The sequence below is a fragment of the Bradyrhizobium sp. LLZ17 genome, from assembly GCF_041200145.1.
GTDB lineage: Bacteria > Pseudomonadota > Alphaproteobacteria > Rhizobiales > Xanthobacteraceae > Bradyrhizobium.
Genome location: NZ_CP165734.1, coordinates 1,483,960 through 1,509,146, shown reverse-complemented (window position 1 = coordinate 1,509,146; position 25,187 = coordinate 1,483,960). Strand labels below are relative to the sequence as shown.

The following is a 25,187-nucleotide window of genomic DNA, read 5'->3' as shown; positions in this document are numbered from 1 at the left end:
TAATGATCCGGCCGTAGCTGGATTCGATTTTCAGGACTTGCCGGGTCGAAGAGCCCAGCCTTGCCCAACATGACCAGCAACGGATGATTTCGGGCGATCGAGGTAGGAATGACCTCGTAGGTTCTTTTGTTTTCCGGGCCGGTCCCCAACAGATGAGAATGTAATGACCGGCCCGATGTTGAACCGCGAGTTGCGGTGAAGCACAGCGACGCGGTGCTCGATCTCGGAGTCGGCCTCGAACACTGCGCCGCTCGCGAGTTCGGTGCCGATGCCGTTTGCGATGACGAATGACGCAAGCTGGGCAACGCGGCCGATGACAACGCGCTCGTCGAGTCCATCCACTTCAAACTCAATCTCGCGTCCCGTGAATGCGGATAAACCGACCGTATAAGCCCCGACGGTCTCACCGCAACGGAAGGGAACGATTTCCATCCACAGTCCAAACGGGTGATCTGGAAACGGAGTGAACGATCGGCCTGACTGCTCAAGCCACATCTCGGGGGAGCGACCAACGTTTCCGCACCAGACTACTCCGAGACAGCCCCGCTGCGCTTCGAGCACGCCGCCGACCACGGCCGTTGTGAGGCGAGCACTCTCGACGAGCCCAAGCTCTGTCGTGCCTGCGTTTTTTTCGGCGGAGCCCATCGTCGAAATGATCAGGTGCGCGCGGTGGCGGTCTACCGCGTGGAAAGCGTCGGGCCACACCGACAACGTCCGCTCCCACAGCTGCTGATCGAAGGGCAGGGGCGCGGGCATCAACAGGATGGCCACTAGATGATCGCCGGCGCGGATGAACATCGGTCCGTCGGCGTCTACACTTGACCCGCGTTCGGTGCTTTCCCAGCGCAGGCCGGGATGACGGACGCGTAACGCCTCAATCAGGACTCCCATGTTCGGGAAATGGCCGTCCTCCAGCATCACGTAGGCGACAGATTTGGTCATGGCAGGTGCGCAGCAATCCGACTGGTTGGCCGGTCACCTTGCTCATGTTGGATGTGCTTCATGTACCGGCCAGCGCTATTGTTGCATGGAACCGATCGTGCTTTAAAGCCCTCGATCCGAGCGCGTCCCGCAGCCACGGTGCAAAGCATGACTACGACCTCCGATCTCACCGCCGTCAAAGCCCTCGTGTTCGACGTGTTCGGCACCGTTGTCGACTGGCGCGCCAGTCTGATCACCGACCTGATGTGGTGGGGCAAGGGCCGCGGCATCACCGCCGACTGGACCGCTTTGGTCGACGGCTGGCGCGGCATGTACACCGCGGCCATGGACGACGTGCGCAAGCACCCCGAACGCGGTTATGTCATCCTCGACGTCCTGCACCGCCGCTCGCTGGACAGGCTGGTCGAGAAGTTCGCGATCAAGGGTCTGACCGAGGCCGACCTCGACTACATCACCAAAGGCTGGCACCGCCTGCATCCCTGGCCTGACAGCGTCGCCGGCCTGACGCGGCTCAAGACCAAATTCGTCATCTCGCCGCTGTCGAACGGCAATGTCGCGCTGCTCACGAACATGGCGAAGTTTGCGGGTCTGCCCTGGGACCTCGTGATGTCGGCCGAGCTGTTTGAGCACTACAAGCCCGATCCCGAGACTTATCTCGGCGCCGCGCAGCTGCTCGACCTCAAGCCTGAAGAGGTCATGATGGTCGCCGCGCACAATGGCGATTTGGCCGCCGCGCAGAAGAATGGCCTCAAGACCGCGTTCGTCGCGCGGCCGACCGAATACGGTCCGCACCAGAAGGTCGACTTCGAGGCGACCGGCAACTGGGACATCGTCGCCAGGGATTTTGGCGGGATCGCCGACAGGCTCGGCTGCTAGGGTCTTCACGCAATCCGCAGCGCGAGCTCGCTTGCTTCCGTCTCGGCAAAGCCCGCCTGCAGGACCTCCTCGCGCTTGTGCCGCAGATGCGTGCGCAGGATGTGCGACAGGCCGACACCGTCGCGGCGCTGCAGCGCGTTCAGGATCGCTTCGTGCTCCTGCACGGCCAGCGCCCAGCGCTGTGGAGTCATCGGCGTGACGTAGCGCGCGCGCCGGATGCGCGCCGTCACGGACGCGTAGAGCCCGATCAGTGCCGGATTGCCGGCTGCGGTGACGATGGCTTCGTGAATGGCGCGGTTGCCGCGGTAGTACTGGATCAGGTCGCCCTCGCGATAATGCTGCACCATGGCCGCGTGCGCAGCCGCGATCTCGTCGATCCCGGCCTCGCTGATGCGCTCGCAGGCGAGTTCGCCGGCCAGCGCCTCGAGGCCCTGGCAGACCTCGAACAGGTCGCGCACGTCCTTGTCGGTCAGCTTCGCCGCGCGCGAGCCGCGATGCGGCAAGAGCTGCACGAGTCCTTCGGCAGCGAGCACCTTCAAGGCCTCGCGCAGCGGCGTACGCGAGATCTGCAGCCGCTCGCACAGCTCCCGCTCGGGAATGCGCGCACCCGGCGTGATCTCGCCCTCGAGCAGGATGGCGCGGATGCGGCCAACGACCTCTTCATGAAGCATGGGATGATCCGGTTTGCATTCAAAAAGAATTTAATGGCGTCTAATCCAAAGTTCCACCTTGAATATCCCCAATTTTGCATTCAAAAATGTAAAAAACAGGGGATGGCAAATGGACCTAGAGGCCGCAGAGGCAAAAGACCTCGTTTTCGAGCTTGAGGACGGCATCGGGCGGGTCACCTTCAACCGGCCGCAGGCCCGCAACGCCTTTACTTTCGCGATGTACGAGCGGCTTGCCGCGATCTGCGAACAGGCCAACGGCGATCCCGCCATCAAGGTGCTGGTGTTGCGCGGCGCGGGCGACAAGGCGTTCGCCTCGGGCACCGACATCAATCAATTCCGCGACTTCAAGACGCCGCAGCACGCGATCGACTACGAGAACCGGATCGATCGGGTGCTGACCACGCTCGAGCAGTGCCGGGTGCCGACCATCGCGGCGATCAACGGCTTCTGCACCGGCGGCGGCGCGGGCATTGCCGCGTCCTGCGACCTGCGCATCGGCACCAAAAGCGCCAGAATCGGATTTCCCATCGCTCGCACGCTGGGCAATTGCCTGTCGATGTCCAATATCAGCCGCCTCACCGCGCTCATCGGCGCGGCGCGCGTCAAGGATCTGATCTTCACCGCGCGCCTCGTCGATGCCGCGGAGGCGGCACGTGTCGGGCTGCTCGGCGAGGTCGTCGAGGATGACGCGGCGCTCGGCCGCCGTGCCGGTGAGGTTGCGCGGCTGCTGGCCAGCCACGCGCCGCTGACGTTGACTGCGACCAAGCAGGCGGTGGCCCGCCTGCAAAGGCGGCTGACATGGGAAGAGGGCGAAGACCTCATCCTGATGTGCTACACGAGCCAGGATTTTCGCGAAGGGCTCGATGCTTTCCTCAACAAGCGCGCGCCGCAATGGCGCGGTCAATAGGCCAGCCGATGCAAAGCGACCGTTCGCAATCCACCTCCCGCCGTATGGGACCGCTCGCCGGCCTCAAGGTCATTGATCTCACCCATGTCATGGCGGGGCCGACCTGCACCTTGATGCTCGCCGACATGGGCGCTGACGTCATCAAGATCGAGAAGTGGCCGAACGGCGACGACACCCGCCATTCCGTGCCGCCCAAGATCGGCGACGAGGCGGCATCGTTCCTGATGATGAACCGCAACAAGCGCGGCATCGTGCTCGATCTCAAGACCGAGGGCGGCAAGCGCGTGCTGCGCCGGTTGGTCGCGGACGCCGACGTGCTGGTGGAAAATTTCGCGCCGGGCGCGATGGAGCGCCTGGGCTTCGGCTACAAGGCACTGCACGAAGAATTCCCGACGCTGATCTATTGCTCGCTGTCGGGCTTCGGCCGCACCGGTCCCTACAAGGATCGCCGGGGATTCGATCTGGTCGCGCAGGCGATGAGCGGCATCATGAGCTTTACCGGCGAACGTCCCGATGGCCCGCCCGTGAAGTGCGGCCCGCCGCTGTCGGACATCACCGCCGGGCTGCTCGCGAGCATGGGCATTCTGGCCGCCTACACCCATCGTCTCAAGACCGGTGAAGGGCAGTGGGTCGAGACGTCGCTCTATGAGGCGGCGCTGGTGCAGACCTATTGGCAATCCACGATCGCGCTCGCCGCCGGCACCGCGCCGCGCGCGATGGGTTCGGCGCATCCGCTCAATGCGCCGTATCAGGCTTTTGAGGCGTCCGACGGCTGGCTCGTGGTCGGCGGTGCCAACAAAAAGCACTGGCTGTTGATGCTGGAAGCGCTTGGCGCGAGCGAGCTCGCCGCCGATCCGCGCTTCGTCACCGGAGCCGATCGCATGGCGCACCTGAAGGAGCTCGAAGCCGTCCTGAGCGAGCGCTTCCGGACCCGGTCGCGCGCGCATTGGCTCGCGGCGCTCGACGAGAAGGGCGTCCCCTGCGGCCCCGTGCACGACATGCTGGAGGCGCTCAGCGATCCGCAGACGCTGGCGCGCGAGATGGTGGTCGAGGTCGAGCATTCCACGCTCGGCCCCGTCAAGACGATCGGACTTCCCGTCAAATTCTCGGAGACCCCGGGCAAGGTGCGCTCCGGCGCGCCCGTGTATGGCGAGCACACGCGCGAGGTGCTGACGGAGCACGGGTTCGACCAACAGCAGATCGAAGCGCTCGAACAAGAAGGCGCAATCGTTTCGGCATCCAGGGAGCGCAAGGAACGCGTCGCCTGAGCAGACGTCGAGACGGCTGGAGAACAAATCACAAAAAATCAGTTGGAGGAAATCATGCGTAGGACGTCTCTGTTTCTGTTGTCCGTCAGTGCGGCAGCTCTCGCCAGCAGCGCGCCCGCGCTCGCGGCGTGGCAACCCCAGAAGCCGATCGAGTTCGTGGCAACCGCAGGTCCTGGCGGCGGCACCGACAATATCGCCCGCGCGGTGCAGAACATCGTCACCAAGTACAAGCTGACGGACCAGCCGATTGTCGTCGTCAACAAGCCCGGCGGCAGCGGCGCGGAAGGCTATGTCTACGGCAAGGCCTCCGCCGGCGATCCCTACAAGGTGATCTTCGGCACGTCGAATGCCTGGCAGCAGCCGCTCGTCTCCAAGGTCGCCTTCAACTACACCGATCTGACCCCGATCGCGGCCATGGCGCAGGATGAATTCCTGCTCTGGGTCAAGCAGGACGCACCCTACAAGACCGCGGGCGACTATCTGAAGGCGGCGGCAACGGGTGACTTCAAGATGGGCGGGGCGCAGTCCAAGGACACCGACGAAGTCCTGACCCGCATGATCGAGAAGGTCGGTCATGTGAAGCTGACCTACATCCCCTTCAAGAGCGGTGCCGAAGCCGCCGTGCAGCTCGCCGGCGGGCATATCGATTCCCACGTCAACAATCCCAGCGAAAGCCTCGGCCAGTGGCGCGGCGGTACGCAGCGCCCGCTCTGCGCCTTCAGCCCGAAGCGTCTGCCGCAGGGACCCAAGATCACCGCGACCGAGGGCTGGAGCGACGTTCCGACCTGCGTCGAGCAGGGCCTCGACATCAAGCAATACGAGCAGCCACGCACGGTGTGGCTGCCGGGCAAGGTCACGCCGGAGCAGGCGGCATACTATGTCGACCTCATGAAGAAGGTGCAGGCCACGCCGGAATGGAAGGACTACATCGAAAAGTCCTCGCAGATCGACACGTTCCTGACCGGTGCCGAGTTGGACAAGTTCATCAAGGAGGACCTCGAGCATCTCAGACAAGTCGCGAGCGAGCAGGGCTGGCTGCTCAAGTGAGGCGGGGTGGGCCACAAACTCCTCCGTCGTCCCGGCCTAGTGCGCATTGCGCACGGGGGCCGGGACCCATACCGCGTGATCTCGCTATAGACAGCGGTTGTCGTACCGGAGAACACCTAACGCCAAGTCTTCTAACGGCAAGTCTTCTAACACCAAGTCTTCCAACACCAAGTCTTCCCCAAACTTCTCCCTGGGGTTATGGGTCCCGGCCTTCGCCGGGACGACGTCGAATGTTAAATTCGCCGCCCAACCGGAGCCTTCGATGATCTCGCGCCGATCCCTCGAACTCGCGACCGCCGTCCTCACCGGCAGCTTTGGCGTCGCCGTGGTGGTCCAGAGCCTGGACAACGGCATCGGCTGGTCGAGCGCGGGCGTGGATTCCGGCACGTTTCCGTTCCTGACCGGCCTCGTGATCGTGCTCGGCAGTCTCTACAATCTGGCGCGCGGCCTGCTGCCGGCCGTGACACTGGCAAGCGTGCCCGTCGCGATCAATCCGGCCGAGCTGCGCCGGCTTGCGGGCCTGTTCGTGCCCGCCGCGATCTTCGTGGCCGCGATCCCGCTGCTCGGGATGTATCTCGCCTCGGCCCTCTATATCTTCGCGGTGCTGGCGATCCCCAGGCATCAATCGCTGCTTCGCTCGCTCGCGATGGCGGCGGCAACCGCCGTCGCGCTCTATGTCGTGTTCGAGCGCATGTTCCAGGTCAGCCTGCCGCACGGCGCGCTCGCTGCCGCGTTTGGCTTCTGAGGAGAGAGGCCGATGGATAATCTCGGTGAACTCCTGCACGGCTTCACCATCGCTGTCACGGTGCCGCATCTGGCGCTGATGGTGGTCGGCGTGCTGCTCGGCATTCTCGTCGGCGTGCTGCCCGGGCTGGGCGCGCCGAACGGCGTGTCGCTGCTGCTGCCTCTCACCTTCGGCATGCAGCCGGTCTCGGCCATCATCCTGCTCTCCAGCATGTATTGGGGCGCGCTGTTCGGCGGATCCGTGACCTCGATCCTGTTCAACATTCCGGGCGAGCCGTCCTCCGTCGCAACCACATTCGACGGCTATCCGATGGCGCGCGACGGGCGGCCGACCACGGCGCTCGCTACCGCCTTCGGTTCGGCCGCCTTTGGCGCGCTGGTTGGCGTCATCCTGATCACCTTCCTCGCGTCATGGGTGGCGCAGGTCGCGCTCGCCTTTGGGCCGCCGGAATATTTCGCGGTCTATTTCCTGGCGTTTGCGAGCTTCGTCGGCATGGGCGGCGCGGCGCCCATGAAGACGGTCGTGGCGCTCGCGATCGGCTTTGCGATCGCCGCCATCGGCATCGACACAGTGTCCGGCAGCGTGCGCCTCACCATGGGCATCGACGAGCTGGTCAAGGGCGTGAACTTCGTCGTCGCGGTCATGGGTCTGTTCGGTATCGGCGAGCTCCTGGTCGCTGTCGAAGAGGAGTTTCACGCCCGCGCCGTCTCCTCCAGGATCGACTGGCGCGAAGTGTTTCGTGCCGTCGGCCGCCTGCCGCGGCATGGCGTCGCGTTACTCCGCAGCGCGGCGATCGGCTGCTGGATGGGGATCACGCCGGGCGGTCCGACCGCGGCGTCCTTCATGAGCTACGGCATCGCCCGGCGTTTCTCGAAACGCGGCCGGTATTTCGGCACAGGCGAGGTCGAGGGCATCATCTCGCCGGAGACGGCCGACCACGCGGCCGGCACCAGCGCGCTGCTGCCGATGCTCTCGCTCGGTATTCCCGGCTCGGCCACCGCGGCGGTGATGATGGGCGGCCTGATGATCTGGGGCCTCAATCCCGGGCCGATGCTGTTCGTCGACCAGAAGGATTTCGTCTGGGGCCTGATCGCGTCAATGTATGTCGGCAACATCGTCGCGGTTGTGCTGGTGCTGCTGACCGTTCCGGTGTTTGCGGCATTGATGCGGATACCCTTCGTGGTCATCGCCCCCCTGATCGTGATCATCTGCGTGGTCGGCGCCTATTCGGTTTCGAACTCGTATCTTGACGTGGTCATGATGCTCGGCTTCGGCATCGTCGGCTATCTCTTCAAGAAGCTGTTCTATCCGCTGGCGCCGCTGGTGCTGGCGATCGTCATCGGCGACAAGGCCGAGGACGCGTTCCGGCAATCGATGCTGATGTCCAAGGGATCGCTCGGGATCTTCTTCGCAAACAAGCTGGTGACGTGCCTGGTGATCGCCGGAATCGCGCTGCTGCTGCTTCCGCTCGTGCTCCAGCTCGCGCAATTGCTGCGCAAGCCCGCGCCAGGCGACACCGGGACGACCGGCCAGGAAAAGGTGATCATATGATCGCAAAGCCGCTCATTGCTCTCGCCATGGGAGATCCCGCCGGCATCAGCCCGGAGCTGACCGCAAAGATCGTCGCGCTGGACGAGGTCCGCGCCCGCGGCCGGCTGGTCGTGATCGGCGACCGCCGCATCTTCGACGAGGGCGCCCGTATCGCCGGCGTCACCCCGGAGCTGACGACGGTGAAGCCTGACGCCGACCTTCGCGCGACGGCAGGCGAGACGCTGTTCGTCGATCTTGGCCATCTCGATCCCAAGGAGGTCGAAGCGAAAACCGCGACCCTTGCCGGCGGAAAATTCGCGCTGGCGAACTACCGGCACGCGCTCGAGCTCGCCCGTGATCGCCGTGTCGATGCCGTCTGCTTCACGCCGTTCAACAAGCAGGCGATGCGACTTGCCCGCGCCGACTATGATGACGAGATCGCGTTCTCCGCCGAGATCGCCGGCCTCAAGACGCCGGCAAGCGAGTTCAACGTCCTGGGCGAGCTCTGGAACGCGCGGGTCACCTCCCACATTCCGCTCAAGGACGTCGCCGCGCGTCTGTCCAGCGAACGGATCCACCGCGCGCTCGAGCTCACCGATGCCTGCATGCGCAACGCCGGCTTTGCGCGTCCGCGCATTGCGGTCGCGGGCCTCAATCCGCACGCCGGCGACGGCGGCAATTTCGGCCGCGAGGAGATCGACATCATCGCGCCAGTAGTCGTGGCGGGCCAGCGCGAGGGCATCGCCGTCCAGGGGCCGTTCCCGGCGGACACCGTGTTCCTGCGTGCCAAGCGTGGAGACTTCGATGCGGTGCTGACGATGTACCACGACCAGGGCCAGATCGCGATGAAGCTGATGGGATTCGATCGCGGCGTCACTCTTCTCGGCGGCTTCCCGTTTCCGATCTGCACGCCTGCGCACGGCACCGCCTACGACATCGCAGGGCAGGGCATCGCGTCCACCGGCGCGACCCGCGCCGCGGTGCTGCTCGCGGCCGAGATGGCGACGCGTCGCCGCGCGTGATTGCGGCAACGGGCACGGTTTCAGATGTCGTGATGATGGCGGAATGCCACTGTTTTGCCCGACGTGTCAAAGCGCTTTGGCGCGTGCAAAAAAGCACCAGCGAAAACAACCCTCTGGCTACTGTGCATGGGGTTGTTTTCGCGGTTTTTGATTGGTCAGGCTTGCGTCGGGCCTCACGCACCGCAGACGATCACGCCATACCAGCCCAGCCCACGATAGGTTTCGTAGCCGGGGGTTGCATGGAAGGCGACCAGCGTGCCGGTGCGGTCGTGATAGAAGCCGGAGCGCTGGCCATCCAGCGACAGCGCGATGCGCTCGCTGAGGATACCCTGGCCGTCGGAGGCGGCGATGATGCGAAAATTGGAGTCGACCAGCAGCACGCGGGCTTTGTCGGTGTCGCCGACGCGCACGCCTTGCACGATGGCGCGGGCCTGCGCCTCCCAGTCGAAATGGATCGCGAGCACGCCGATCGGCGCGCCATTGGCTTGGCCGCCGGCGCGCACGCTGGCGCAGTAGGTCGCGACCTGCGCGTTGCCAAGCAGCGGCTGGTTCTCGACGTCGCCGGCGACATAGTCGTCGCCGGAGCGCAGGCCCTTGGCCTCGCGAAACCATTTGGTGTGGGCGACGTTCTGGCCGACGGCGCGAAACCGGTCGGCGCGACCGTTGGCGATGACGTTGCCGTCGAGGTCGCAGAGCCAGAGATCGAGATAGACGGTGTAGGCGCCGAGGATCACGCCCAGGCGCTGCGAGGCGTGGGAGACGGCGGCAGCGCTCGGCGCGGCCGCGCAGTCGACCACGGCGGAATCGGTGGCCCACCAGCGCACGTCGCAAGTGCGCTCATAGAGGTTGCGGTCGATCAGCTCGATCGCGTTCAGCGACAAATCGACCATGCGCTCGCCGCGCGAGCGCTGGCTCATGCGCTCGATCGAGGCGACGAGATCGCCGGTGCGTTTGGTCAGCTGGGTTTCGAGCTCGCGCGCGATGGTCTCGACTTGCTGGCCGACGCCGCGCACCTCCTGCGCCACCACGGCGAAGCCTGCACCTTGGGCACCGGCGCGCGAGCTTTCGATCAGCGCGTTCAGCGCCAGCATCTTCATCTGGTTGGTGATCTGCTGGATCGACTTGGTCTTGTCGACCGCGATCTGGTTGACCTCCGCGGTGAGGCGGTTGATCAGTCCCGAGATGTCGGAATCATCATCGGGCTCGGCGGTTCCGTTCGCAATCGGCTTGGCTTTCAAATTCAGCGCGGCAGACATCGGGTAATTTCCCTTGGCAATGAGGCCTGATCTGCAACGAACCCGGAACAATCAATCACAGATCGAATACGAGTCTTTTTCGAGGATTCAACCTAACGCCCGCTTAATATGCTGTTCGACGGAGTGCCTAAATGGTAGTCACTCCCTCCGGTCAGGCGCCATCCACCGCTTTGTGCAGCCCAGCCGTTGCAAACCGCGGTGGATTGCCGGCCAATCCCCCGACCGAGCGCGTGCGTGTTCGCCCGGGTCCAGAGTCCCCAACAGTCAGTCCCATCATGACGCCGCCCGCTACCGCCTTGCCCGTCGAAGCGCCCCAGGCCTTCCTGGGTGTGGCGCGTTCGCTGACCGACAAGCTCTGGCGCGACCGGCTCGATGCCCGCGGCGCGGCCCGGGCACTCGCCATCGTGCAGCGGCACCAATTGCCGGAGCTGTTGGCGCGGGTGCTGGCCGGCCGCGGCGTCGACATCGATGCCGTCGCCGACTTCCTCGACCCGACCATCCGCAAATTGTTGCCGGACCCCTACACGGTGACCGAGATGGAGGCCGCGGCAAGGCGGATCGCCGATGCGGCGGTGAAGGGCGAGAAGGTCGCGATCTTCGGCGACTACGACGTCGACGGCGCGACCTCCGCGGCGCTGCTCGCCTGGCATTTGCGCCACTGCGGGCTCGATCCGCTGATCCATATTCCTGATCGCATTTTCGAGGGCTACGGCCCCAACACTGAGGCGGTGCGCGCGCTGGCGGCGAAGGGCGCCACGCTGCTCGTCACCGTCGATTGTGGCACCACCAGCATCGAGCCGCTGGCCGAAGCCAAGCGGCTCGGCCAGTCCGTGGTCGTGATCGATCACCACCAATCCGGGATCGATCTCCCTGAAGTCGACGCGCTGGTCAATCCGAACCGCCCCGACGATCTCTCCGGCCTTGGCCATCTCGCCGCGGTCGGCCTGGTGCTGGTGACGCTGGTCGCCGTCAACCGCGAACTGCGCCAGCGCGGCTTTTGGTCGAGCGAAATGCCCGAGCCCGATCTGCTCGGCATGCTACATCACGTCGCGCTCGGCACCGTTGCCGACGTCGCACCGCTGATTGGCCTCAACCGCGCCTTCGTCGCCAAGGGGCTGATCGCGATGCGGCGGCGCGACCATGTCGGGCACACCGCGTTGATGGACGTGGCGCGGCTCAACGGACCGCCGGAGGCCTGGCATCTCGGCTTCATGCTGGGGCCGCGCATCAACGCCGGCGGCCGCATCGGCCGCGCCGATCTCGGCGTGCGGCTTTTGCTCGAAGGCGACAGCGTCGAGGCGGCGCGCATCGCCGCCGAGCTCGACCGCCTCAACAGCGAGCGCCGCGTCATCGAGCAGGCCGCCGAAGCCCAGGCCGAAGCCGAGGCGCTTGCCTCGATAGGGTTCGAGGACAAGCTCGGCGTCATCGTCACGGCCTCCGAAGGCTGGCATCCCGGCGTGGTCGGCCTCGTCGCCTCGCGCCTGAAGGAGAAGTTTTCGCGGCCCGCTTTCGCCATCGCGCTCGAGCCGGGCGGCATCGGTACCGGTTCGGGCCGCTCGATCGCCGGCGTCGATCTCGGCAAGGCGGTGCGGCAGGCGGTCACCGACGGCATCTTGCTGAAGGGCGGCGGGCACGCGATGGCCGCGGGCGTGACGCTGCGCAAGGAGAAGCTCGCCGAATTCCGCGCCTATCTCGAAAGCGCGCTGGCGCGCGACGTCGCGGAGGCACGTCATGTCAACGAACTCTACATTGACGGCGCGGTTTCGGCGCGCGCGGTGACGACGGAGCTTGCCGCCACGCTCAACCGCGCAGGTCCGTTCGGCAGCGGCAATCCGGAAGTCGTGCTGGCGCTACCGGCGCATCAGCTCATCTATGCCGACGAGGTCGGGCAGGCGCATTTAAGGCTGCGATTCAAGTCGGGCGACGGCGCGATCGTCAACGGCATTGCGTTCCGTTCGGTCGGTCAAAGGCTCGGCAACGCACTGGTGGCCAATCGCGGGCAGCAATTGAACGTCGCGGGTTCGTTGTCGGTCGACCGTTACCAGGGCGCCGAGCGCGTGCAGTTTCGCGTGATCGACGTTGCGCTACCGGATCAGGGGCCATCCGTGATTAGATAGCGCCATGCGCAAAAGATAAATCGCTCAAGCAACAAAAAGAAAGGGAGTGAACATGGCAGGACAGGTTGAAGGCCAGATCGCGCTGGTGACGGGCGGCGCTTCGGGTATTGGCGAGGCGGTCGTCGAGCTGTTCGCGCGCGAGGGCGCGAGCGTCGTCATCACCGACATCGACGAGTTGAGGGGACCGGAGCTCGCCAGGCGCATCACCAAGGCTGATGGCAAGGCGATTTTTCTGGAGCAGGACGTTACCTCCGAGGAGCGCTGGATCGAGATCGTTGCCGAAATCGCGAAGCGCTATGGCCGGCTCGATATTCTCGTCTCCAATGCGGGCATCGGCATTGCCGTGCCCTCGATCATCGACATGACGCTGAGCGATTGGCGCAAGCAGAACGCAATCAATCTCGACGGCGTGTTCCTCTCGGTGAAGCATTGCCTGCCGCTGATGCGCAAGACTGCCGGCGGCTCGATCGTCATGATGTCTTCGCTGGCAGGCCTGCGCGGCTCGCCCGGGCTGTCCGCCTATTCGGCGACCAAGGGCGGCGTGCGGATGTTCGCCAAATCGATCGCGATGGAGTGCGCGGCGGCGGGTGACGGCATTCGCGTCAATTCCGTGCACCCCGGCATCATCGACACGCCGATCTGGGGCAAAATCCCGACCGGCGCGACTGGCAACCAGGCCAATGCGCCGATCGATCCCGAGGAGCGCGCCCGGGTCGTGACGCCGCTCGGCCGCGCCGGGCAGGCGGTCGAGATCGCCAGCGGCGTGCTGTATCTGGCCTCCGATGCCTCGCGCTACGTCACCGGGACCGAACTCGTGATCGACGGCGGCATGAACGCGGGCGGCGTACCGCGGCGATAGCAAGCCGCCGCGCAAGGTGCGAAGGGCAGGGTGGCGTCCGCAGGGGCTGACGCGCAGGTGTCGGCCTTGTACAAGGCCGGCAGCTTACGACTGAACGAGGTTATCCTTCGCCATGGCGCACGGCCTTCACGCCTCCTCCCCAGCACCCATTCGCTCAAACCGACCGGACCTCGCCAGCGATGCGATCCGCAGCGCGCGCGAGGATCTCGCTGCCTGCTTCCGCATGGCGGCGCGCAACGGTTTTGAGGAGGGCATCTGCAACCACTTCTCGGCCGTGGTGCCCGGCCATGACGATCTCTTTTTGGTCAATCCCTATGGCTACGCTTTTCGCGAGCTGTCTGCGTCTAAACTCCTGATCTGCGACTTCGACGGCCATGTGCTTGACGGCGAAGGAGAGCCCGAGGCGACCGCCTTCTACATCCACGCCGAGATGCACAGGCGCTTGCCACGCGCCAAGGTCGCTTTCCATACCCACATGCCCTATGCGACGGCACTGTCGATGACGGAGGGCGATCCTCCTGATCTGGGCGGGCCAGACCGCGCTCAAATTCTACGGGCGCACGGCGGTCGATCGCGACTACAACGGCCTCGCGCTCGACAACCGCGAAGGCGCGCGCATCGCTTCCGCCGTCGGTGACGCCGACATCGTCTTCATGAAACATCACGGCGTGATGGTGCTTGCGCCGACCATCGCGGACGCCTGGGACGATCTCTACTACCTCGAGCGCGCGGCCGAAGTGCAGGTGCTGGCGATGTCGACGGGCCGCAAGGTCTTGCCGGTCGATCCCGCTATCGCGACCGCCACCTACAAGCAGATGCGTGAAGGCGATTCCGATCCGCGCGGCTGCATCTCGCGGCGATCCGGCGCCAGCTCGATGCCGAGGAGCCGCAGTACCGGCACTGAGGCGGAGTGCGCGTCGCCAACGGCATCATTCCGGGGCGCGCGAAGCGCGAGCCCGGAATCCATCGTGCAGCAGGTGAGGCGGAAAAATGGATTCCGGGCTCGCGCCAAGTGGCGCGCCCCGGAATGACGGGAGCTGCTATCCACCCTGCCGCAGCTTGGCCAGGACCTTCAGCCCGCCATAGCCGTCGGCCGGCAAGATGCCGGCCTTCTGCTGAAAATCCTTGATCGCCTTCATCGTGTCGTTGCCGACGCGGCCGTCGGTGCCGCCGGTGTCGAAGCCCGCCTTCGTCAATCGCGTCTGCATCTCCTGTACTTCGGCGAGCGTGAGTGCGCGCTCGGAGCCGGGGAAGGGCTGGATGAAGGGCGGCGCGCCCAGACAGCGGTCGCCGAGATGGCAGATCGCCAGCGCATAGTTCATCGAGGGATTGTAGCTTTTCACTGCATTGAAATTCGGTCCAAGCAGGAACGTCGGCCCGCCCGCAACCGGCGTCCACATCTGCGCAGATGCGCTTGGTTGCGGAAACGGCTGCCCGTCCGCGCGCGTGACGCCGGCCGATGCCCATGCAGCGTAAGTGCGGCTGCCGCTGATGTCGCCGGACGCGCGCACCTCGTAGCCCCAATGCTCGCCGCGGCGCCACTTGCCGCGATTGACGAGGTATTTCGCCGTCGAGCCCAGCGCGTCGTCGGGCTTGCCGAATGGCGAGACCTTGCCGTCGCCGTCATAGTCGATGCCGACATTGAGCCAGACTTCCGGCATCCATTGCGAATGTCCCATCGCGCCGGCCCAGGACCCCCGCATCTCCTCCGGCGTGCTCCAACCTTTGTCGACGATGCGCAGCGCGTTGATCAGCTCGGTTTCCCAATAGGCCTTGCGACGCGGCTCGTTCCAGGCGAGTGCGGCCAGCGAGGGAAACACCGGCGTCATGTGGTTCTGCTGCACGAGCGGATCGCCGTAGGCCGACTCGACGCCCCACAGCGCCAGCAGTGTGCCGCGCTCGACGCCGAAATCGCGCTCGATGCGCGCGAACAGCGCCTCGTTGTTCTTCAGCGCGATCTTGCCGTTGATGATGCGCCAGTCGGAGACGCGGCGGTTGATGTATTGCCAGACCTGCTCGTGAAATTCCGGCTGGTTGCGCATTTGCTTGAACACGCTCATGTCGGGCTCGACCCGCGCCATCGCGCGCTGCCAGGTCGCAGCCGAAATGCCCTTGGCCATCGCACGCGCGCGAAAAGCTTCGCGCCATTCATCGAAGCCGGGCGGCGAAGCAAGAACGCGCGTCGGGAACGCGAGCAGGGTAGCTGCGCCGAGCGTGGATTTGAGCAGGGAACGGCGGGTATGATTGAGTAAAGAATCAGCTTGTTTCATGCGCGCATTGTAGCGGGAAACATGGCCGCTGTGAGCGGTTCCAGGAACATGAAGAACAGGCCATCGCGCCGGCGTTCCCCGGAACAAAATGTCGCAGTCCCGCATTCCCTCCCCACCACCCGAGAGGAGCATGAAATGAGGAAGTATCTTTTTGCCGCTGCCATGGTTACGGCGATCGCGGCTCCTGCATTCGCGGATGAAGTCGGCGTTCATGTCGGCCCGGTTGGCGCCGGCGTGACGGTCGGTCAGGCCCCCGAATATCGTGATCGCGATCGTGATCGCACCACGATCGTCAAGGAACGTGCACCCACCGACCGTACCACGGTGATCAAGAAGCAAGATGAATTCGGCAACCGCAGCAAGACCGTGATCCATCACGACAACGATTGACGAAGCAGGGCCCCGGTTCAAGCGTCGGGGCCCACTTTTTCAGGAAGACTTTGGGGTGGAATGAAGATACGCGCACATGCCGAAAGCCACATCGTCGAGCTGGACGACGGATCCCGGTGGCAGATATTTCCCGGGGATCTCGCGACCACGCTGAGCTGGAATCCTGAAACTGATTTTCACCTGGAGCCGAGCGGCGACCAGGTGAGTTCGCACGTGCTGGTGAATGCCACCGATCAAAGCCGTGTGCGCGTGATCGGGGCTGACGAGACCTGGCCGCAGGGCGAGGTTAAGCATGAATTAAGCGGCGGGTAGTCTCCTTCCGCAAGTTCGCAAGCCGCAAACTTTCAGCCCGCTACTTTACGGTCCGTTCGCGTTCGTCTGCGCAAGATGCCCGCATGCGGGAGCTGCTCGACCTCATTCGTGCCAATCCCTGGCCCTTCGGCGCAGGCTTACTCGTTGTGATCCTGATGATCATTGCGGAGAATTTCGGCCGCGGCATTCAAGGCGGCGGCGACGCCGGCTGGGGAGACTTTTCGGAGGGCGATGCGGGTGACGGAGGAGGCGACTAAGCCTCGTCCTGCAACTCGATCGCGACGTCGGCGAGCCAGCGCCGGATTGCGGCCTCGGCCTTGCTGTCGAGCCCGGCCACGAGGCGCTTTTCCAGCGCGATGACACGCTCCCGGCAGGCTTTCAGCAGCGTTGCTCCGCGCGGCGTCAGCGTCCATTGCTGGATGCGGCCGTGGACGGGATGCGGCGTCATCTCGATGGCGCCGTCGCGTTCGAGATTACGAATGATGACCCCGACGGTCTGCGGCGTCAGGAAGGTGAGGCGGGCGACGTCGGCACCGGACAGGCCCGGATAGGCGTTCAGCATGGTCAGCACGGCGAATTGCGGCGACGTCACGCCAAGATCGGCCAACGTTCGTTCCATCTTGAGCCGCACCGCGGCGTGCGCCTGACGCAGGAGATAGCCGAGATAGCCCTGCTCGCCACGCTTGCCTTCGCCGGGAGCCGGCACTTGCACCGACGCGGCGGCCACGGGCGCCTTGTGTCGCAGTTGCGATTTCGTGATGCCGGCCGGCTTGCGCGCCATGTAAGAGCTCTTATAATATGTAAGCAGCCTTACAATAACACGAGGTGAACGGCGATGTCACACGCCCGCAGCGAATACGAGGATTTCAAGAGGATTGCGCCCGATGCGTATGAGCTGGTGCTCGCGCTGGGCCAGGTTGCGGCCAAGGCCGGCCTGGACAAGCAGCTTCTCGAGCTGGTCAAGTTGCGCGCCTCGCAGATCAACGGCTGCGCCTTTTGCGTCCAGCATCACGTTCTGCTCTCCGAACGGCTCGGCGTGCCCGTCGACAAACTCCATCTGGTCGCGGTCTGGCGCGAGGCACCGATCTTCTCGGCGCGCGAGCGCGCGGCACTGGCCTGGACCGAAGCCCTGACCCTGTTGCCGGATGGCTTCGGTGATGAGATCTATGCCGAGGTGCAGCGCGAATTCTCCGAGACCGAGCTGACCTATCTGACCTCGGCGATCGCCTCGATCAACGTCTGGAACCGATTTGGCGCGGCGTATCGCTGGACGCCGCCGAAGCGACCCGCCGCGGCCAATCCCGCGGCGTCCTGATTGCGACAAAGGGAGGTCAACATGACCGCAATGAATCTGACGGCTGCGCCGTGGCGATCGCGTTCGCGCTCGGTAGGGTTCGCCGTCATCGGCGGACTCGCTGGCGCGCTGGCGATCGGCAAGACTCTCCCGGCGACGATGGATACGGTCTCCGGGGTGCTCGCGCCGCTCTGCGCGACCGCCGCCGAGAGTTCGCCGCTCGACAGGGTGGAGCCGATCGGCTCCTACGCGCTGCCCAACGTGCCCGGCAAGCGCGTCACCATCGTGCGCGTGTTCTATGGCCCCGGCGGGTTTTCAAGGCCGCATCGTCACGCGGGGTCGGTGACGGCCTACATCACCAAGGGTGAGATTCGCTCACAGCTCGGCGGCGGCCCGATCGAGACGTTTGGGGTCGGCCAATCCTTCTTCGAACCGCCGGGCGCAACGCATCTGGTCTCCGCCAATGCGAGCACCACCGAGCCGGCCGAACTGATTGCCGTGTTCGTGGCCGACGAGGGTGCGCAGCTCACGACGTATCTGGAGTGAGCTTCGCTCGATCCGGGCTCCACATTTCAGGTTGTCGTCATCCCGCGTAAGATCCGGGATCGGGATTGTCGGACGGGTGCTCGAATGACTTCTTGAGCGAGGCTGGCATCGGCACGTGGAAGTTCAGGCCGCGCGGCGGCACCGGCTCCATGAACCATTTGTTGTAGATCGTCTCGATTTCGGGGCTCTTGTAGAGCTTGGCGGTTGCCCGATCGACGACGGTTTTGAACGGTACATCGTCCTTGCGCAGCATGATGCCATAGGGCTCCGGATCGGAAAATGCGCCCGTGCTGATCGCGTACAGTGACGGGTCCTTCGACGAGGCGATCATCGCCGCAAGCTGGATGTCGTCCATGACGAATGCCGCAGCGCGGTCGGTCTCCACCATCAGGAATGCTTCCGGCACGTCCTTGGCGTTCATCACGGTGATGCCGAGCGAGCGGGCCGCATTGGCCTTGTTGAGCTGAGTGATGTTGGTCGTGCCGGAGACCGAGACGACAGCCTTGCCCTTGAGGTCGTCAATCTGATCGAGCTTCAGCGCCTTCTTGGAGACGAAGCGGCTTGCCGTCAGGAAATGCGTGTTGGTGAACCACACCTGCTTCTGGCGGTCGGCGTTGTTGGTCGTCGAGCCGCATTCGAGATCGACGGTGCCGTTCGCCATCAGCGGAATACGGGTGGAGGACGTGACGATGTTCTGGTTGACCTCGAGCTTGTCGAGCTTGAGCTCGGCCTTGATCTCGTCAACGATCTTCATGCAGATGTCGACGGCGTAGCCGACGATCTTCTGCTTGTCGTCGATGTAGCTGAAGGGCACGGCACTGTCGCGGATCCCGAGCGTGATCGCGCCGGTCTCCTTGATCTTCTTCAGCGTGCCGCTCAATTCCTGTGCATGAATCGGCGTGGCGAGCGCGACGGCCAAAATGGCCACCGTGGTGAGACAACGCATATGCTTCCCTTCATCCTGATTGCCTGGCGGGAGCCAAGCAATTCTGAGGCCAGAGAAGGTTGCGTGATGCGGGCGCGGCCGAAATACGGTCCCGCCTTGCTGCCGGGATTGGCGTCATCAAAGACGTCGGCGAGGCTGCTGGCGGCGCGAGCGGCGCCTCAATTCTCCTCGCCGCTCGATCCCTCGCGCTGGTCGGGCTTGACCACGTCCTCGGGCAGCGCATGCGCGACGGGCTGCGCGGTGACCGCGATCTCCGGGCCGATCTCGCGGCCGCGGGCGCGGATCAAACGCTCGTAGGCCGAGACCAGGGTGGCGTAGGGGCTGACCCAGATCCAGCCGTCGCGGGTGAACACCTGGACGTCGAAATGCAGGTGCATGGAGGTGCCGGCGGGATGGTCGAGATAGTTCGAGACAACGCCGATCTTTTCGCCCTCAACGACCATGCGGCCGTTGAGCAGGCCGTCGGCGTTCATGGTCTGCGGGTTCATGTGCATGTAGCGGAAGCGGATGTGCTCGGTGCGGCTGTTGATCTCGAGTGTGGCGGCCTGGTCCTTGGAGCCGCGGATCACGATTGCGTCGCGCACCGCAACCACGCCGCGCTGCCTGGGATCGCAGGGGGCTTGGCCGTCGCTTGGCGGCGGACAATCGGCGGCACGGATGTCTTCGCCCTGATGGCCGTAACCGCCGCCGCATTGCCAGACTTCAAAGCTGCGGGACTCGCAGAAATTGTCGCGCCAGGGATACGCGGTCGGGCCGTCGTTCTTGTCACGCTTGGCGTAGGATTGCGAGCGCACGAAGGCAGGCGCCTTTTCCAGCGGAAAACGGATCTGGGCATAGGCTATCACGTCGGGATGGCCGCCCTGCTTGCGATAGCCGGTGTTCGGGATGATGTCGCCGCTCGGCCGGTAGCTGAAATCCGCCGAGCGCGCGATAGGACGATCGAGGACGTCGGAGGCAACATCCGCCAGCGGGCGCATACGCTGGCCGCCGGCAACGTGCAGCGCCTTCAGGAAGCGCTCGGCAACCGGATAGGCTTCCTTGCAGGCGAGCCGCCGCGGTTTTGCGACGCTGTCCAGGCACTGGATGGATACGACATAAGCGACGCCGAAGCGGGAGAAGGCGTAACGCACATAGCCTTCGCGAATGAACTTGCGCAGGTCCGGATAGACCGCCGCGAGCGGCTTGACCGGCTCGCCCTTGCCGCCGGAGGGATCGGCGATGTCGTAGATGAGCGCCGATCCCGTGATCTGCACCTCGACCGGCTTCGCAAACACGCGGCTCGGCATGCCGTCGCCGGCACCAGGTTCGAACGAGAAGCTGGCGCTATAGCCGGCGGGTCCGGCGTCGAACATGTCGACGGGGTTGAAATCGGCCTCGTAGCGCGACAGCGACAGGCTCGATGGCGTGCCGTTGCGCCGGCCTTCCAGATATGCGGCGGCATCGAACGGCAGCAGCACCGGGACAGCGCTTCGCGCGATGCCTGCGAAGAATTGCGAGGAGACGGCGTTGAGCTGCACCAGCGCCGGCATCGCCCGCGGATCGTAGCGCGGTACCGTGCGGCGGGGCACGAAGACGAAGTCGCCCGCGATCTGGGGGTGGCTGTTGATCTCGGTGCGGAGCTGGTCGAGCGCTGCGCGCCAATCGACCCGCAGCGCCGTGAGTGAGGGGCTGCGCAATTCATCCGCAGCCAGCGGGTTGGCGGTAAGCAACGAAAGCGACGCCAGGGCTTGCGAGACGAAGCGGAAAGCCTTCCTACCCACTGTCTCGCCCCCGGCGGTCACCTGTTGTGATCCCTCGCTTAGTCCTTGGCGCGTTCGGAGTAGGAGCCGTCTTCGGTCATCACCACGATGCGGGTACCGACCGCGATATGCGGCGGCACGGTGGTGCGCAGGCCATTCGAGAGCACGGCGGGCTTGTAGGAGGAGGAGGCGGTCTGGCCCTTGGTCACGGGCTCGGTTTCGACCACTTCCAGCGTCACCCGCTGGGGCAGCGAGATCGAGACCGGGTTGGCGCCGTGCAGCGACAGCTTGACGGTCATGCCCTCCTGAAGATACGCCGCCGCGTCGCCGATGACGTCCTTGGAGACCTGGACCTGGTCGTAGCTCTCGGGGTTCATGAAGTGGTAGCCGTCGCCATCTTCATACAGGAAGGTGTAGTTGCGCTCTTCGATCGTGGCCTTCTCGACCTGGTCGGTGGTCTTGTAGCGTTCGGAGATCTTTACCCCGTCCGAGATTCGGCGCATTTCGATCTGGCTGACCGGAGTTCCCTTGCCGGGATGGATGTTCTCGGCGGTCACGACGACATATAGCTTGCCGTCTTGCTCGATCACGTTGCCCTTGCGAATAGAACTGGCGATGACTCTCAAAGCGATATTTCCTGCTTGCTTGGCCCGGCACCGGCCAGGACGTGATCAAATTGATGGGGGACCTGGGGCCTCAAATCAGACCTTGGCGCCCGTTTCGGGCCGCAACATACGCATTTTGTCGTTGAATGCCAGCATTTTGCTGGCCTGCGGAGCGGTCGGTTGATGGCTGGGGACAAGCCGATTTCGCCGTTCTGGTCCCCCTCGCGACACTTGGACCGCCGGCCGTTCCTCCAGGCGAGGGGGGCGATCACCGGGGCTCTACGGGGCTTTTTTGCCGAACAGGGCTTCGTCGAGGTCGAAACCTCCGTCCTTCAGATCTCTCCCGGCAACGAGACCCATCTCCACGCCCCGCACACCGAGATCGTGCGTCCCGGCGGCAGCCGTGCCAGGCGTTACCTGCGAACGTCCCCGGAATTCGCCTGCAAGAAGCTGCTGGCAGCCGGTGAGCCCCGAATCGTCGAATTCGCCCGGGTGTTCCGCGACCGCGAGCGCGGCGACCTGCATCTGCCCGAATTCACCATGCTGGAATGGTACCGGGCCGGCGCGCCCTATGATGCCATCATGGCCGATTGTGTCGTCGTGATCGCCCATGCGGCGCAGGCGACCGGGATCGGGACCTTCGCCTTCCGCGGCCGCACCGCCGATCCCTTTGCCGAGCCGGAGCTTCTGACCGTTGCCAGCGCCTTTGAGCGGTTCGCCGGGATCGACCTGCTTGCCACCATTTCAGGCGACCAAGGCGATCGGGCCGCACTTGCAGAAGCGGCCGCCGGCAAGGTCCGCGTCGCGGAGGACGACACCTGGTCGGATGTCTTCAGCAAGGTTCTGGTCGAGCATGTCGAGCCGCATCTAGGGCAGGGGCGTTTGACCATCCTGTTCGAATACCCATCTCCAGAGGCGGCGCTGGCGCGCACAAAGGCCGACGACCCGCGGGTGGCGGAGCGTTTCGAGATCTATGCCTGCGGCGTCGAGCTCGCCAACGGCTTTGGCGAGTTAACCGACGCGGCCGAGCAGCGCCGCCGCTTCACGGAATCGATGGCGGAGAAGCTGCGTCGCTATGGCGAGGCCTATCCGCTGGACGAGGATTTTCTCACGGCGGTTGCCGCGATGCCCGAGGCGAGCGGCGTCGCGCTCGGCTTCGACCGACTGGTCATGCTGGCGAGCGGCGCAACACGGATTGACCAGGTGGTGTGGACGCCGCCCGCAGATGAAACGACAAGCGAGACATGACGAAGACCAATCTGGCACGAACACTGCGCGAGCCGGCCGAGCTCGTGGCCGAGCATCTTGCACCCGCCGAAGCGCTGCCGGCGCTCGAGCGCGTCGCCGCGCGCTATGCGGTCGCGATCACGCCCGCGCTGGTCGAGCTGATTGACAGTTCCGATCCCGATGATCCTATTGCCCGGCAGTTCGTTCCCACGGCCGCAGAGCTGGAGCTGCAGCCGGGCGAGAACGCCGATCCGATCGGCGATCACCCGCATTCGCCGGTCGCCGGCATCGTGCATCGCTATCCCGATCGGGTGCTGTTCAAGCTCGTTCATGTCTGCGCGGTCTATTGCCGCTTCTGCTTCCGTCGCGAGATGGTCGGCCCGGGCAAGGAGAATGCGCTCTCGGACAGCGCCTACCGCGCTGCGATCGATTACATTCGTTCGCACCGCGAGATATGGGAGGTGATCCTGACCGGTGGCGATCCGCTGATGCTGTCGTCGCGGCGCATGAGCGAGATCATGACCGATCTCGCTCGTATCGATCACGTCAAGATCATCCGCCTTCACACCCGCGTGCCCGTGGCTGAGCCAGCGCGCATCAGCGACGACATGGTCGCTGCGCTGAAGGTGACGGGCGCGACCACATGGGTCGCGCTGCATGCCAACCATGCGCGCGAGCTGTCGCCGGCCGCGCGCGCCGCCTGCGCGCGGCTCGTCGATGCCGGAATTCCCATGGTGAGCCAGTCCGTGCTTTTGCGCGGCGTCAATGACAACAGCACGGCTCTGTCGGATTTGATGCGAGCTTTCGTCGAATGCCGGATCAAGCCCTATTACCTGCATCACGGCGATCTCGCGCCGGGTACTGCGCACCTGCGCACCACTCTGGCGCAGGGACAGGAGTTGATGCGGCAGTTGCGTGGACGGGTGTCGGGACTGTGCCAGCCTGATTACGTCATCGACATTCCCGGCGGCGCGGGCAAGTCGCCAGTGGGGCCGAATTATGTGTTGGCGGCGCAAAATACCGCACCCGACATACGTGATGCGGCGCCGGAAACGCGCTATCGTATCATCGACTATTGCGGCGACGTTCACCTCTATCCGCCCGAGACCTGAGCGGTGACGGGGGGTAACGGCGGGTTGAGGAATGGAGGAATGAAATGAAGAAGATCATTGTGGCCGCGTCGCTCGTGGTCCTGCTTGGCGGCGTGGCGGTCGCGCAAACCGGCACCAAGGGATCGACGTCGGGCGGCGCCACATCCGGCTCGCCACCGCCGGCGCCGGTCGGTCATCGCCAGGTGCGCCCCAGCGATGTGCCCAGCGAGAAGAATCCGAGCGATCCGAACGATCCCCTGAGCAAGGAAAACCAGGCGCTCGACAAGAAGATCAAGAGCATCTGCCGCGGCTGCTGAGCCGCGCCGATTGCGGGCAGGGCGCGAACAGCATCGCCCCGCCCGCGTTCACATCTAGGCTGAGCGCTCGTTCAGCCCGGCGCGCCGTATGTTACGTCGGATCTCGACGGCGTCGGCAAGCTGCTCGAGCACCCTTGTCGTGGTCGCCCAGTCAATGCAGCCGTCGGTGATGCTCTGGCCGTAGGTGAGCGGCTTGCCGGGCACGACGTCTTGCCGGCCGGCGACCAGGTTGCTCTCGATCATGACGCCCATGATGCGGTTCTCGCCGCCGGAAATCTGGCCGGCGATGTCCGCGGTGACCAGCGGCTGGTTCTCCGGCTTCTTGCTCGAATTGGCGTGGCTCGCGTCCACCATGACGAGCGGCGCGACGCCGGATTTCGCCAGCTCGTTGCAGGCCGCCGCGACGCTTTCGGCATCGTAGTTCGGCTTGCTGCCGCCGCGCAGGATGATGTGGCAGTCCTCGTTGCCGGCGGTTGAGGCGATCGCCGAACGGCCGCGCTTGGTCACGGCCATGAAATGATGCGGGTGCGAGGCCGATTTCACTGCGTCCGCCGCGATCCGCACATTGCCGTCGGTGCCGTTCTTGAAGCCAACCGGACAGGACAGCCCCGAGGCCAGCTCGCGATGGATCTGGCTCTCGGTGGTGCGCGCGCCGATCGCGGCCCAGGACACGAGGTCGGCGATATATTGCGGCGTCGTCATGTCGAGGAATTCGGCGCCGGCGGGCAGGCCGAGATTGTTGATGGCCGACAGCACGTTGCGCGCCAGCCGCAGGCCCTTATTGATGTCGAAGCTGCCGTCGAGATCGGGATCGTTGATCAGGCCCTTCCAGCCGACGGTGGTGCGCGGCTTCTCGAAATACACCCGCATCACGATATCGAGCTGGTCGGCGAGGTCCTCGCGCAACGTAGCAAGGCGCTCCGCATATTCGATCGCAGCCTTGGGGTCATGCACCGAGCAGGGGCCGACCACGACCAGAAGCCGGTCGTCCTGGCCATTGAGGATGGCATGGATAGCGTTGCGCGACGCCATCACCACACGCGTCGCGGTGAGCGTGCGCGGGACTTCCCGCATCACCTCTTCCGGCGTGCTTAGCTCTTTCAGTTCGCGGATACGAAGATCGTCGGTCGTGCTCAGCACGGCGGGCTCCTGTCATTTTGAGAACCTGCCGGCCAATAAAAAAGCCGCCAGGTCTGGCGGCTGTTCGGAC

General features: G+C 64.8%; 26 protein-coding genes and 1 pseudogene. 18 read left to right on the top strand and 9 right to left on the bottom strand.

From position 1 onward, the window contains the following. Nucleotides 1–30: 30 nt before the first annotated feature. Nucleotides 31–942, bottom strand: coding sequence for a hypothetical protein (locus AB8Z38_RS07585; protein ID WP_369723941.1), 912 nt, complete (start codon nucleotides 940–942; stop codon nucleotides 31–33). A gap of 147 nt (nucleotides 943–1,089) precedes the next feature. Here AB8Z38_RS07585 and AB8Z38_RS07580 point away from each other — a divergent pair, with 147 nt between their 5' ends. Beyond that, nucleotides 1,090–1,818: a haloacid dehalogenase type II gene (locus AB8Z38_RS07580; RefSeq protein WP_369723939.1), complete on the top strand. Its 729-nt coding sequence runs from the start codon at nucleotides 1,090–1,092 to the stop codon at nucleotides 1,816–1,818. A 5-nt stretch (nucleotides 1,819–1,823) separates the two neighbouring features. Here the strand turns inward: AB8Z38_RS07580 and AB8Z38_RS07575 are convergent, their stop codons facing one another. Next, a complete protein-coding gene (locus AB8Z38_RS07575) occupies nucleotides 1,824–2,489 on the bottom strand; it encodes a GntR family transcriptional regulator (RefSeq protein ID WP_369723937.1) in 666 nt (221 codons plus the stop codon). Nucleotides 2,490–2,598: 109 nt separating this feature from the next. Here AB8Z38_RS07575 and AB8Z38_RS07570 point away from each other — a divergent pair, with 109 nt between their 5' ends. The 6 genes from AB8Z38_RS07570 (at nucleotide 2,599) to AB8Z38_RS07545 (ending at nucleotide 9,008) form a co-directional block, all read left to right on the top strand. Continuing rightward, a complete protein-coding gene (locus tag AB8Z38_RS07570) occupies nucleotides 2,599–3,396 on the top strand; it encodes an enoyl-CoA hydratase/isomerase family protein (protein ID WP_369723935.1) in 798 nt (265 codons plus the stop codon). 8 nt (nucleotides 3,397–3,404) lie between these two features. Then, complete coding sequence (locus AB8Z38_RS07565) at nucleotides 3,405–4,664, top strand: CaiB/BaiF CoA transferase family protein (protein WP_369723933.1); 1,260 nt, start codon at nucleotides 3,405–3,407, stop codon at nucleotides 4,662–4,664. A 54-nt stretch (nucleotides 4,665–4,718) separates the two neighbouring features. Beyond that, the gene (locus AB8Z38_RS07560) at nucleotides 4,719–5,711 is read left to right on the top strand and encodes a tripartite tricarboxylate transporter substrate binding protein (RefSeq protein WP_369723931.1); all 993 of its coding nucleotides are present in this window, start codon (nucleotides 4,719–4,721) and stop codon (nucleotides 5,709–5,711) included. Nucleotides 5,712–5,973: 262 nt separating this feature from the next. After that, on the top strand, nucleotides 5,974–6,456 hold the full coding sequence (locus tag AB8Z38_RS07555; RefSeq protein ID WP_369723929.1) for a tripartite tricarboxylate transporter TctB family protein: 483 nt from the start codon (nucleotides 5,974–5,976) through the stop codon (nucleotides 6,454–6,456). Nucleotides 6,457–6,468: 12 nt separating this feature from the next. Further along, nucleotides 6,469–8,007 carry a tripartite tricarboxylate transporter permease gene (locus AB8Z38_RS07550; RefSeq protein ID WP_369723927.1) on the top strand — a complete coding sequence of 513 codons (1,539 nt, stop codon included), beginning with the start codon at nucleotides 6,469–6,471 and terminating at the stop codon, nucleotides 8,005–8,007. Continuing rightward, on the top strand, nucleotides 8,004–9,008 hold the full coding sequence (locus AB8Z38_RS07545) for a 4-hydroxythreonine-4-phosphate dehydrogenase PdxA (RefSeq protein ID WP_369723925.1): 1,005 nt from the start codon (nucleotides 8,004–8,006) through the stop codon (nucleotides 9,006–9,008). The genes AB8Z38_RS07550 and AB8Z38_RS07545 overlap by 4 nt, the downstream gene beginning before the upstream one ends. A 173-nt stretch (nucleotides 9,009–9,181) precedes the next feature. On the opposite strand, the gene AB8Z38_RS07540 is transcribed toward AB8Z38_RS07545, so the two are convergent. Next, nucleotides 9,182–10,264: a methyl-accepting chemotaxis protein gene (locus AB8Z38_RS07540; RefSeq protein WP_369723923.1), complete on the bottom strand. Its 1,083-nt coding sequence runs from the start codon at nucleotides 10,262–10,264 to the stop codon at nucleotides 9,182–9,184. Between the two features lie 275 nt (nucleotides 10,265–10,539). On the opposite strand from AB8Z38_RS07540, the gene recJ reads away from it, so the two are divergent. The 3 genes and pseudogenes from recJ (at nucleotide 10,540) to AB8Z38_RS07525 (ending at nucleotide 14,144) form a co-directional block, all read left to right on the top strand. Beyond that, complete coding sequence (gene recJ / locus AB8Z38_RS07535) at nucleotides 10,540–12,381, top strand: single-stranded-DNA-specific exonuclease RecJ (RefSeq protein ID WP_369723921.1); 1,842 nt, start codon at nucleotides 10,540–10,542, stop codon at nucleotides 12,379–12,381. A 52-nt stretch (nucleotides 12,382–12,433) separates the two neighbouring features. Beyond that, entirely contained in the window at nucleotides 12,434–13,240 is an 807-nt protein-coding gene (locus AB8Z38_RS07530) for an SDR family NAD(P)-dependent oxidoreductase (RefSeq protein WP_369723919.1), read from the top strand. Between the two features lie 112 nt (nucleotides 13,241–13,352). Next, nucleotides 13,353–14,144 (top strand): annotated as a pseudogene (locus AB8Z38_RS07525) (aldolase). 136 nt (nucleotides 14,145–14,280) lie between these two features. Here the strand turns inward: AB8Z38_RS07525 and AB8Z38_RS07520 are convergent. After that, nucleotides 14,281–15,510, bottom strand: a complete 1,230-nt coding sequence (locus AB8Z38_RS07520) for a lytic murein transglycosylase (RefSeq protein WP_369723917.1) — start codon at nucleotides 15,508–15,510, stop codon at nucleotides 14,281–14,283. 135 nt (nucleotides 15,511–15,645) lie between these two features. Here AB8Z38_RS07520 and AB8Z38_RS07515 point away from each other — a divergent pair, with 135 nt between their 5' ends. The 3 genes from AB8Z38_RS07515 to AB8Z38_RS07505 all read left to right on the top strand — a co-directional run bounded on the left by AB8Z38_RS07515 (nucleotide 15,646) and on the right by AB8Z38_RS07505 (nucleotide 16,469). Continuing rightward, entirely contained in the window at nucleotides 15,646–15,900 is a 255-nt protein-coding gene (locus AB8Z38_RS07515) for a hypothetical protein (RefSeq protein WP_369723916.1), read from the top strand. 60 nt (nucleotides 15,901–15,960) lie between these two features. Further along, nucleotides 15,961–16,212 carry a hypothetical protein gene (locus AB8Z38_RS07510; RefSeq protein ID WP_369723914.1) on the top strand — a complete coding sequence of 84 codons (252 nt, stop codon included), beginning with the start codon at nucleotides 15,961–15,963 and terminating at the stop codon, nucleotides 16,210–16,212. 83 nt (nucleotides 16,213–16,295) lie between these two features. Next, a complete protein-coding gene (locus tag AB8Z38_RS07505; RefSeq protein WP_369723912.1) occupies nucleotides 16,296–16,469 on the top strand; it encodes a hypothetical protein in 174 nt (57 codons plus the stop codon). On the opposite strand, the gene AB8Z38_RS07500 is transcribed toward AB8Z38_RS07505, so the two are convergent. After that, nucleotides 16,466–16,993 (bottom strand): MarR family winged helix-turn-helix transcriptional regulator, encoded by a 528-nt coding sequence (locus AB8Z38_RS07500; RefSeq protein WP_369723910.1) that lies wholly within the window; start codon nucleotides 16,991–16,993, stop codon nucleotides 16,466–16,468. The two genes, AB8Z38_RS07505 and AB8Z38_RS07500, sit on opposite strands and share 4 nt — an antisense overlap. 54 nt (nucleotides 16,994–17,047) lie before the next feature. Between AB8Z38_RS07500 and AB8Z38_RS07495 the strand changes: the two genes are divergently transcribed. Then, nucleotides 17,048–17,527, top strand: coding sequence for a carboxymuconolactone decarboxylase family protein (locus AB8Z38_RS07495; RefSeq protein WP_369723909.1), 480 nt, complete (start codon nucleotides 17,048–17,050; stop codon nucleotides 17,525–17,527). A gap of 21 nt (nucleotides 17,528–17,548) precedes the next feature. Beyond that, complete coding sequence (locus AB8Z38_RS07490) at nucleotides 17,549–18,052, top strand: cupin domain-containing protein (RefSeq protein WP_369723907.1); 504 nt, start codon at nucleotides 17,549–17,551, stop codon at nucleotides 18,050–18,052. A gap of 37 nt (nucleotides 18,053–18,089) precedes the next feature. Here the strand turns inward: AB8Z38_RS07490 and AB8Z38_RS07485 are convergent, their stop codons facing one another. From AB8Z38_RS07485 to efp, 3 genes are all read right to left on the bottom strand, one after another. Beyond that, nucleotides 18,090–18,998 carry an amino acid ABC transporter substrate-binding protein gene (locus AB8Z38_RS07485; protein ID WP_369723905.1) on the bottom strand — a complete coding sequence of 303 codons (909 nt, stop codon included), beginning with the start codon at nucleotides 18,996–18,998 and terminating at the stop codon, nucleotides 18,090–18,092. Nucleotides 18,999–19,156: 158 nt separating this feature from the next. Next, nucleotides 19,157–20,779, bottom strand: a complete 1,623-nt coding sequence (locus AB8Z38_RS07480; protein WP_369723903.1) for a M23 family peptidase — start codon at nucleotides 20,777–20,779, stop codon at nucleotides 19,157–19,159. Between the two features lie 17 nt (nucleotides 20,780–20,796). Continuing rightward, nucleotides 20,797–21,363, bottom strand: a complete 567-nt coding sequence (efp, locus tag AB8Z38_RS07475) for an elongation factor P (protein ID WP_369723901.1) — start codon at nucleotides 21,361–21,363, stop codon at nucleotides 20,797–20,799. Nucleotides 21,364–21,525: 162 nt separating this feature from the next. Here efp and epmA point away from each other — a divergent pair, with 162 nt between their 5' ends. Genes epmA through AB8Z38_RS07460 form a run of 3 tightly spaced genes read left to right on the top strand, consistent with a single transcriptional unit; the run spans nucleotide 21,526 to nucleotide 23,977 of the window. Beyond that, entirely contained in the window at nucleotides 21,526–22,590 is a 1,065-nt protein-coding gene (epmA, locus tag AB8Z38_RS07470) for an EF-P lysine aminoacylase EpmA (protein WP_369723899.1), read from the top strand. Further along, on the top strand, nucleotides 22,587–23,681 hold the full coding sequence (locus AB8Z38_RS07465; RefSeq protein ID WP_369723897.1) for a lysine-2,3-aminomutase-like protein: 1,095 nt from the start codon (nucleotides 22,587–22,589) through the stop codon (nucleotides 23,679–23,681). The genes epmA and AB8Z38_RS07465 overlap by 4 nt, the downstream gene beginning before the upstream one ends. Before the next feature lie 44 nt (nucleotides 23,682–23,725). Further along, entirely contained in the window at nucleotides 23,726–23,977 is a 252-nt protein-coding gene (locus AB8Z38_RS07460; protein WP_369723895.1) for a hypothetical protein, read from the top strand. 54 nt (nucleotides 23,978–24,031) lie between these two features. Here the strand turns inward: AB8Z38_RS07460 and AB8Z38_RS07455 are convergent, their stop codons facing one another. Then, nucleotides 24,032–25,117 carry a 3-deoxy-7-phosphoheptulonate synthase gene (locus AB8Z38_RS07455; RefSeq protein WP_369723893.1) on the bottom strand — a complete coding sequence of 362 codons (1,086 nt, stop codon included), beginning with the start codon at nucleotides 25,115–25,117 and terminating at the stop codon, nucleotides 24,032–24,034. Nucleotides 25,118–25,187 lie beyond the last annotated feature (70 nt).

Bases quoted from the DNA above. Each gene is read 5' to 3' on its own strand.
- AB8Z38_RS07545 (WP_369723925.1), top strand. From the start codon at position 8,004: ATGATCGCAAAGCCGCTCATTGCTCTCGCCATGGGAGATCCCGCCGGC.
- AB8Z38_RS07520 (WP_369723917.1), bottom strand. From the start codon at position 15,510: ATGAAACAAGCTGATTCTTTACTCAATCATACCCGCCGTTCCCTGCTC.
- AB8Z38_RS07505 (WP_369723912.1), top strand. From the start codon at position 16,296: ATGCGGGAGCTGCTCGACCTCATTCGTGCCAATCCCTGGCCCTTCGGC.
- AB8Z38_RS07510 (WP_369723914.1), top strand. From the start codon at position 15,961: ATGAAGATACGCGCACATGCCGAAAGCCACATCGTCGAGCTGGACGAC.
- AB8Z38_RS07530 (WP_369723919.1), top strand. From the start codon at position 12,434: ATGGCAGGACAGGTTGAAGGCCAGATCGCGCTGGTGACGGGCGGCGCT.
- AB8Z38_RS07540 (WP_369723923.1), bottom strand. From the start codon at position 10,264: ATGTCTGCCGCGCTGAATTTGAAAGCCAAGCCGATTGCGAACGGAACC.
- AB8Z38_RS07565 (WP_369723933.1), top strand. From the start codon at position 3,405: ATGCAAAGCGACCGTTCGCAATCCACCTCCCGCCGTATGGGACCGCTC.
- AB8Z38_RS07460 (WP_369723895.1), top strand. From the start codon at position 23,726: ATGAAGAAGATCATTGTGGCCGCGTCGCTCGTGGTCCTGCTTGGCGGC.
- AB8Z38_RS07550 (WP_369723927.1), top strand. From the start codon at position 6,469: ATGGATAATCTCGGTGAACTCCTGCACGGCTTCACCATCGCTGTCACG.
- AB8Z38_RS07560 (WP_369723931.1), top strand. From the start codon at position 4,719: ATGCGTAGGACGTCTCTGTTTCTGTTGTCCGTCAGTGCGGCAGCTCTC.
- AB8Z38_RS07575 (WP_369723937.1), bottom strand. From the start codon at position 2,489: ATGCTTCATGAAGAGGTCGTTGGCCGCATCCGCGCCATCCTGCTCGAG.
- AB8Z38_RS07485 (WP_369723905.1), bottom strand. From the start codon at position 18,998: ATGCGTTGTCTCACCACGGTGGCCATTTTGGCCGTCGCGCTCGCCACG.
- AB8Z38_RS07465 (WP_369723897.1), top strand. From the start codon at position 22,587: ATGACGAAGACCAATCTGGCACGAACACTGCGCGAGCCGGCCGAGCTC.
- AB8Z38_RS07495 (WP_369723909.1), top strand. From the start codon at position 17,048: ATGTCACACGCCCGCAGCGAATACGAGGATTTCAAGAGGATTGCGCCC.
- AB8Z38_RS07570 (WP_369723935.1), top strand. From the start codon at position 2,599: ATGGACCTAGAGGCCGCAGAGGCAAAAGACCTCGTTTTCGAGCTTGAG.
- recJ (WP_369723921.1), top strand. From the start codon at position 10,540: ATGACGCCGCCCGCTACCGCCTTGCCCGTCGAAGCGCCCCAGGCCTTC.
- AB8Z38_RS07580 (WP_369723939.1), top strand. From the start codon at position 1,090: ATGACTACGACCTCCGATCTCACCGCCGTCAAAGCCCTCGTGTTCGAC.
- AB8Z38_RS07585 (WP_369723941.1), bottom strand. From the start codon at position 942: ATGACCAAATCTGTCGCCTACGTGATGCTGGAGGACGGCCATTTCCCG.
- epmA (WP_369723899.1), top strand. From the start codon at position 21,526: ATGGCTGGGGACAAGCCGATTTCGCCGTTCTGGTCCCCCTCGCGACAC.
- AB8Z38_RS07490 (WP_369723907.1), top strand. From the start codon at position 17,549: ATGACCGCAATGAATCTGACGGCTGCGCCGTGGCGATCGCGTTCGCGC.
- AB8Z38_RS07555 (WP_369723929.1), top strand. From the start codon at position 5,974: ATGATCTCGCGCCGATCCCTCGAACTCGCGACCGCCGTCCTCACCGGC.
- AB8Z38_RS07500 (WP_369723910.1), bottom strand. From the start codon at position 16,993: ATGGCGCGCAAGCCGGCCGGCATCACGAAATCGCAACTGCGACACAAG.
- AB8Z38_RS07515 (WP_369723916.1), top strand. From the start codon at position 15,646: ATGAGGAAGTATCTTTTTGCCGCTGCCATGGTTACGGCGATCGCGGCT.